At 71.9% G+C, this 6,694-nt stretch carries 7 protein-coding genes; 3 read left to right on the top strand and 4 right to left on the bottom strand.

What is annotated here, in order from left to right; all coding sequences use genetic code 11:
- Positions 1-152: 152 nt before the first annotated feature.
- Positions 153-1,016, top strand: a complete 864-nt coding sequence (locus tag ACFXOM_RS24330) for a helix-turn-helix transcriptional regulator (RefSeq protein WP_385039236.1) — start codon at positions 153-155, stop codon at positions 1,014-1,016.
- A 325-nt stretch (positions 1,017-1,341) separates the two neighbouring features.
- A complete protein-coding gene (locus ACFXOM_RS24325) occupies positions 1,342-1,617 on the top strand; it encodes a DUF6332 family protein (RefSeq protein ID WP_385039233.1) in 276 nt (91 codons plus the stop codon).
- On the opposite strand, the gene ACFXOM_RS24320 is transcribed toward ACFXOM_RS24325, so the two are convergent.
- From ACFXOM_RS24320 to ACFXOM_RS24310, 3 genes are all read right to left on the bottom strand, one after another.
- Positions 1,578-2,243 carry a response regulator gene (locus tag ACFXOM_RS24320; RefSeq protein WP_384934966.1) on the bottom strand — a complete coding sequence of 222 codons (666 nt, stop codon included), beginning with the start codon at positions 2,241-2,243 and terminating at the stop codon, positions 1,578-1,580. The two genes, ACFXOM_RS24325 and ACFXOM_RS24320, sit on opposite strands and share 40 nt — an antisense overlap.
- Entirely contained in the window at positions 2,240-3,481 is a 1,242-nt protein-coding gene (locus tag ACFXOM_RS24315) for a sensor histidine kinase (protein ID WP_385039230.1), read from the bottom strand. Before ACFXOM_RS24315 ends, ACFXOM_RS24320 begins: the two co-directional genes overlap by 4 nt.
- Positions 3,482-3,941: 460 nt before the next feature.
- Positions 3,942-4,649 carry a TetR/AcrR family transcriptional regulator gene (locus tag ACFXOM_RS24310; RefSeq protein WP_385039227.1) on the bottom strand — a complete coding sequence of 236 codons (708 nt, stop codon included), beginning with the start codon at positions 4,647-4,649 and terminating at the stop codon, positions 3,942-3,944.
- 178 nt (positions 4,650-4,827) lie between these two features.
- Here ACFXOM_RS24310 and ACFXOM_RS24305 point away from each other — a divergent pair, with 178 nt between their 5' ends.
- On the top strand, positions 4,828-5,283 hold the full coding sequence (locus ACFXOM_RS24305; RefSeq protein ID WP_384934957.1) for a nitroreductase family deazaflavin-dependent oxidoreductase: 456 nt from the start codon (positions 4,828-4,830) through the stop codon (positions 5,281-5,283).
- On the opposite strand, the gene ACFXOM_RS24300 is transcribed toward ACFXOM_RS24305, so the two are convergent.
- Positions 5,273-6,577, bottom strand: a complete 1,305-nt coding sequence (locus ACFXOM_RS24300) for a geranylgeranyl reductase family protein (protein ID WP_384934954.1) — start codon at positions 6,575-6,577, stop codon at positions 5,273-5,275. The two genes, ACFXOM_RS24305 and ACFXOM_RS24300, sit on opposite strands and share 11 nt — an antisense overlap.
- Between the last annotated feature and the right edge of the window lie 117 nt (positions 6,578-6,694).

The raw sequence follows: 6,694 nt of genomic DNA, 5'->3' as shown, positions 1-6,694 counted from the left end.
TGTACTAACCGCGGCCTCCCCCCCGGGGGGAGACGGAGGGCGTGGGGATACCCCCTCCCCCCCCTCCCCCCCTCCCCACCCGCCGTGGGCGCCGTGGGCTCCCACCACCGCAGAGACGAGCTGCGCAGTGATCGACGGGTGATACTGAGGGAATGGACTCCCGAACCGAACTGGGCGAGTTCCTCCGTTCCCGGCGGGCCCGGATCCAGCCCGAGGACGTGGGCCTGCCCCCGGCCGGCGGACGGAGGCGCGTTCCGGGCCTCAGGCGCGAGGAGCTCGCACTGCTGGCCGGGGTGTCGGTGGCGTACTACACGCGCCTGGAACAGGGCCACGGGCGCAACGCGTCGGTGGAGGTGTGGAACGCCGTCGCCCGGGCCCTGCAACTGGACGACACCGAGCGTGCACACCTGCTGCACCTGGCCCAACCCCACCGCGGCCGGGAACGCGACGGTGGCGGCCCGCAACGGGTCCGCCGCGAGCTCCGGCACCTGTTGGACGCCCTGGACTCCGTCCCCGCCTACCTGCTCGGGCGCCGGATGGACGTCCTGGGCTGGAACCAGATGGCCCGCGCCCTGCTGTACGACTTCCCGTCCCAGCACCCGCGGCAGCGCAACATGGCCCGGCTGGTCTTCCTCGAACCGACCTCCCGCGAGCTGTTCGCCGACTGGGAGCCCAAGGCCCGGGAGACCGTCGGCTACCTCAGGATGGACGCGGGGCGCTATCCCGACGACAAGCACCTCAACGAACTCGTCGGGGAACTGTCCGTCAAGAGCGAGGAGTTCCGCAGGATGTGGGCGGACCACACCGTCGCCGACAAGAAGCACGGCACCAAACGGCTGCAGCACCCCCTCGTGGGCGAACTCACCCTCGCCTACGAGACGTTCCAACTGCCGGACAACCCCGACCAGCACCTCATCACCTACCACGCGGAACCGCTCAGCCCGTCCGCCGACGCGCTCCGGCTGCTCGCCTCCTGGGGCGTGGACGACAACATGCGGGAGCACCAGGGCTCCTGAGGGCGTGACGCCACATGACCTTCCAACGGGGGACCGCACGACGACAGGTTCTCGGCCCGACCGGTCGCAGTACGGCAACGGTGCAGGATGCCGTCCCCAGGACGGTCGCCTCCCCGCCGCCGGCGGCGGGAAGACCGCAAGTGGAGCGGCTGCTGCGCCGAGCGCGGCAGCCGGCGGTCGTCGTCCGATCTGCCGGCCCCGACCGGAGCCGGACGGCCACGGACGGAGCGTACGGCCCCGGAGGGTCGAACGGCAGGCGTGGCCGTTCGAGCGCAGGAGGGTGGGGTCCCTTGTCCCTCCGCGGGCGCCTTGATGGGATTGGCCCATGAAACAGCGCAGCCAGGCGGAGCGTGACGCCATCACCGTGGAGATCTGCTACGCGCTGTTCAGCGCCGTCTTCGCGGCGGCCGTGGTCTTCGCGGCCCTCGTGGGCCCCACCTTGGCGTTCGCCGTGCCGTACGTGGTCGAGCGGGGTCTCCTCGTCGTCGGTGCGGCTGCCTCGGCGTTGGTCTTCGCATGGCGTGTGACGACGGTGCTGTGGCGGTTCTCCCGTCGTCCGGATCAGCCGAGCCAGCCCGGCCGGACCAACCCCGACTCATAGGCGAGGACCACCAATTGGGCCCGGTCCCGGGCACCGAGCTTGACCATCGTCCGGCTCACGTGCGTCTTGGCCGTGAGCGGACTGACCACCAGGCGACGGGCGATCTCCTCGTTGGACAGGCCGATCCCCACCAGGGCCATCACCTCCCGCTCCCGCTCGGTGAGTGCGCCGAGTGCCTCTGCTTCGGCCGGCTCCTTGGAACGGGCGGCGAATTCGGCGATGAGCCGTCGCGTCACCCCGGGCGAGAGCAGCGCGTCGCCTTGCACCACCGCCCGTACCGCGCGCAGCAGTTCCTCCGGCTCGGTGTCCTTGACCAGAAACCCCGACGCGCCGGCACGGATCGCCTCGAATACGTACTCGTCCAGTTCGAAGGTGGTCAGCATGATGACCTTCACATCGGCCAGCGAGGCGTCCCCGGTGATCCTGCGAGTGGCGACGAGTCCGTCGAGCAGCGGCATGCGGATGTCCATCAGCACCACGTCGGGGGCGAGTTCGGCGACCATGCGGACCGCCTCTGCGCCGTCCGCCGCCTCGCCCGTCACCGCGATGTCGGGCTGGGCGTCGAGCAGCGCCCTGAAGCCGGCCCGGACCAGCAGTTGGTCATCGGCGAGCAGGACCCGGATCACGGTGTCTCCCTCGGCTCGATCGGCAGCCCGACGCGGACGCGGAAGCCGCCGTCCGACCGCGGGCCCGCCTCGATGGTGCCGCCGAGGGCGGCCGCCCGCTCCCGCATGCCGACCAGTCCACGGCCACCACCGCCCTGATCGCCGCCGGTGGCGGGCCCGTCGTCGTCGATCCGCAGGTCGAGACGCAGCGGTCGGTAACCGATCCCGACCCGCGCCGTCCGGGAACCGGAATGCCGCACGACGTTGGTCAGAGCCTCCTGCACGATCCGGAACGCGGCGAGATCCGCGCCGGGCGGCAGCCGGACCTGCTTCCCCTCGGTCGTCACGTCCACGGTGAGCCCGGCCCTGGCCGCTTGTTCGACCAGCTCGGGGAGCCGGTCGAGCCCGGGCGCGGGGGTGCGCGGGGCATCACCGGGAGTCCTGAGGGTGTCAAGCACCTGGCGGACCTCTCCGAGTGCCTCCTTGCTGGCCGACTTGATGGTGGTGAGGGCGGCGCGTGCCTGCTCGGGATCGGAGTCGAGCAGCGCCAGACCGACCCCCGCCTGCACGTGGATCACGGAGATGGAATGGGCCAGGACGTCATGGAGCTCCCGGGCGATGCGGAGTCTCTCCTCGTCTGCGCGTCGCTTCTCGGCGGCCTCCCTCTCGGCCCGCTCACGAGCCCACTGCTCCCTGCGCACACGGGCGAGTTCGGCCAGTGCGAGCACCGCGACGACCAGTGCCGCAGCGGCCAGTTCCTCGCCCCACGGCACGGCCCCGTCACCACCGGGCGGCAGGTACCGGTAGAGCCAGTGGCCCACCAGTACGTGCCCTGCCCAGAGCAGGACGACGGCTCCCCACGCCGCGTAGCGGTGTCCGGAGACGACGGCCGCGAAGACTCCGACGGCAACCGGGAGCAACACGGGCCCGTAGGGGTACCCGGCGGCGAGATAGCCGAGGGTGACCAGGGTCGTGGCGTAGAGGGCGGCCACCGGATGTCTTCGGCGCATCAGCAGGAACGCCGGCCCGGCCAGCAGGAGGACCCGGGCGAACGCGTCGAGCGGCTCGCGGTCCTGTTGGTTGCTGGCGGCGAAGCCCGTCCCGACCACGACGAACACGGCGAGCAGCAACGTCGAACGCCACGGCAGGCCGGGACTACCGTCGTGCTCGGATCGGTCCCGCCACCACGGCGGAACGCCCCGGGCCCAGGGCGTGCCGCTGGGCGCCGACGGCATTCCGGCGCTGCGCTGCTCCTCCATACGGCCACGCTAGACCCGGCGGACCCGCGCAGGCGTCAGCCGAGCGTGGCGATCACGCGTACTCCCGCGGCAGTACGCCGTTGCACGGCACTCCCTGGTGCCAGCGGGCCCTCCGGTGGACGGTGCGACGCACCCCGGCAAACAGCTCGTCCGCGACACCCCCATACGCAGGCCCCGGAGACCCGACACCCGGAGACGCGGCGGGGAGTCCCGGGCCGCCGCCCGGGACAGCGGTGCGCCAGTCCGGGCGGCGGTACGGACCCGGCGGCGGCCGAACCGCCCGCCGTGGAGGGCGTCAAGGGGAGAGCGACGCTCCGGACACCGGGGCAGCGGTGTGGACGCTCCACACCCGGGGAACGTGAGCGTCGGGAAGGAACAGGCGCACGGACGCGGTGCGCCCCGGGGCGATCCCGATCTCGGCGCCCGCCCGCTGGACGGACCGCCCCTGGCGGGAGCCGTCTCAGCGCCGCGCGGAACCGGACGGGACGAGTCCCGCTTCCCGCCCGAGACGGGCGACGGACTGGGTGAAGAAGACGTCCCGGTCCTCCACGACCCGGTTGAACTGGCCGAACAACTCGAAGGAGATCAGTCCGAACACCTGCGCCCAGGCCGCGATCAACGCGACCACCAGGTCCGGTGGCAGGTCAGGGGCGAGTTCGGCAGCCATGCGCTCGGCCTCGGAGCGCAGCTCGGCGGCGACCGGAGGGGGCGCGACACCGCGACCGCGGTGGGCGTCACGGGCGATGGCGATGAGGCTGAGCCCCACGCGGGAGGCGGGTTGCACGGTGGTGCGCGGGGCCGCGTAGCCCGGCACCGGGGAACCGTAGATCAGGGCGTACTCGTGGGGATGGTCGAGCGCCCAGGTGCGCACGGCTGCGCAGACCGCGGACCAACGGGCCACGGGGTCTGTCCGCCGGGCGGAGGCTGCGGTGTCGGCGGCGGTCTCCGCAGCGGCGCCCACGGCGTCGTACGCGTCGACGATGAGTGCGGTGAGCAGTTCGTCCCTGCTGGGGAAGTACCGGTAGAGCGCCGAGGACACCATGCCCAGCTCGCGCGCGACCGCGCGGAGCGAGAGCTTCGCGGCACCGTCGGCAGCGAGCTGCCGTCGCGCTTCGTCCTTGATGGCCGCGGCGATCTCGCTCCGGGCCCGTTCTCTGGCTCCTCGCATGACACCCGCACTCCTCATACGAGACAGTCTGTCACGTTCTGGAGCGACGCACCACAACGAGAGCAGTGCTCTTGATATGGATCACCAGACTGGTGCACACTGCTCTTATCCGAGAGCGGTGCTCTCGTCCACGGACAGGCGCCCACCCCTGCCGGCCCGCCTCACCCCCGGAGACACCATGTCGTCATCGCCGTACTACCTCAAGGCCGGAGCCTTCGCGGTCCGCCTCAACCGGCTCGTGGGCTGGCTCGCCCGACACGGCGTCAGCCTGCTCGGCACCGCCGAGTTGTCCGTCCGCGGCCGCAAGAGCGGCCGGATGCAGCGCATCCCCGTCAACCCGCACACCCACGACGGCGTGCAGTACCTCGTCTCGGCCCGCGGCCACTCCCAGTGGGTGCGCAATATGCGCGCCGCCGGGGGCGGCGATCTACGGGTGGGACGGCGGGTCCGGACGTTCACCGCCACCGAGATCCCGGACGACGCGCAGAAGGCCCGCATCCTCCGCGCCTACCTGGAGAAGTGGGGCTGGGAGGTCAATCAGTACTTCGCGGGCGTGACCGCCAGGTCCTCCGACGCGGAGATCCTGGCGGCCTGCCCCGACCATCCGGTGTTCCGGATCGGCGTCAGGGACTGATGCCGGCACCGTCGGACGTCCGCTCGCCCGTTCCTCCCGGTTCCCCGGCCTCCGCGCTGCCGTCCACCGCACCGCTGGGCCGACGGCGGTCCAGCGCCTCGAGGGCGCGGCGCGCGATCGGGCGGGTGCGCACGACGCCCGCCAGCGACGTCGAGCCACGCGTGATGTCGGCGAACACCTTCCAGGCCGGCCGGAACCCGGTGAGCGCCGCGTGGAGCAGACCGGGGCGCCGTTCGAAGATGGCGACCATCCGCCGCCCAACGCCCATTTCCGCCCCGAGGCCGGCCTTGATGGCGAAGGCGTAGTTGAGCGCCTGCCGGCGGGCGTCGACGGCGTCGCCCGCCTCCGCGATCCGGACGGCCCACTCCCCCGCGAGCCGGCCGGAACGCAGCGCGAACGAGATTCCCTCGCGCGTCCACGGTTCCAACAGTCCCGCCGCGTCACCGCAGACCAGTACGCGTCCGCGCGACAGCGGCGAGTCGTCACTGCGGCAGCGGGTCAGGTGCCCCGACGACACGGACGGCTCGAAACCGGCGAGCCCCAGCCGCGCGATGAAATCCTCCAGATACCGTTTGGTCGCCGCGCCCTCGCCGCGCGTGGAGATCACGCCGACGGTGAGCACATCCCCCTTGGGGAACACCCATCCGTAACTCCCCGGCATCGGACCCCAGTCGATGAGGACCCGCCCGCGCCAGTCCTCCGCGACCGTCGCCGGCACCGGGATCTCCGCCTCCAGTCCGAGGTCCACCTGTTCGGTCTTGACCCCGACGTGCGCCCCTATGCGGCTGGCGCTGCCGTCCGCTCCCACGACGGCACGGGCGAGCACGGTCTCCCCACCGGACAGGACGACCGCCACGGTGCGGCGGTCCGGTACCGCGGGTCCGTGCTGCTCCACACGGGCAACGGTGACGCCGGTACGCAGCACGGCGCCCGCCTTCGTCGCCTGCTCCACCAGCCCAGCGTCGAACTCGGGTCGGTTGACGAGCCCGAAGAGCATCCGCCGTGATCGCCGTGTGCGGGTCAGCCTGCCGTTCAGCGAGAACGTGACGGCGTGCACGCGGTCCTGGAGCGGCAGCTCGAAACCGGGCGGCAGTGCGTCCCGGGACAGGCCGATGATTCCTCCGCCGCAGGTCTTGTAGCGGGGCAGCTCCGCCTTCTCCAGCAGCAGCACCCTACGGCCCGCGACCGCGGCGGCGTAGGCCGCCGACGCTCCTGCCGGTCCGGCGCCGACCACGACGACATCCCACACCGGTTCGCCGTGCACACCCACGTCCTCTGCGTTCTCGCTGCTCACGATGTGCTTCTGCTCCTGATCCGACTCATGGTCATGCTCCGAGGGGAATCCTACGGCGCAGGTCACGAACCACCCGTGTGGCAGGATCGCCGTACCTTCGCAGTACACACAACGTCG

This window comes from Streptomyces sp. NPDC059169 (assembly GCF_042755225.1).
Taxonomy (GTDB): domain Bacteria; phylum Actinomycetota; class Actinomycetes; order Streptomycetales; family Streptomycetaceae; genus Streptomyces.
Note: the sequence above shows the minus strand (reverse complement) of the source record. Positions and strands in the feature narration are given on the sequence as shown.

Bases quoted from the DNA above. Each gene is read 5' to 3' on its own strand.
- ACFXOM_RS24325 (WP_385039233.1), top strand. From the start codon at position 1,342: ATGAAACAGCGCAGCCAGGCGGAGCGTGACGCCATCACCGTGGAGATC.
- ACFXOM_RS24315 (WP_385039230.1), bottom strand. From the start codon at position 3,481: ATGGAGGAGCAGCGCAGCGCCGGAATGCCGTCGGCGCCCAGCGGCACG.
- ACFXOM_RS24305 (WP_384934957.1), top strand. From the start codon at position 4,828: ATGTCGTCATCGCCGTACTACCTCAAGGCCGGAGCCTTCGCGGTCCGC.
- ACFXOM_RS24330 (WP_385039236.1), top strand. From the start codon at position 153: ATGGACTCCCGAACCGAACTGGGCGAGTTCCTCCGTTCCCGGCGGGCC.
- ACFXOM_RS24310 (WP_385039227.1), bottom strand. From the start codon at position 4,649: ATGCGAGGAGCCAGAGAACGGGCCCGGAGCGAGATCGCCGCGGCCATC.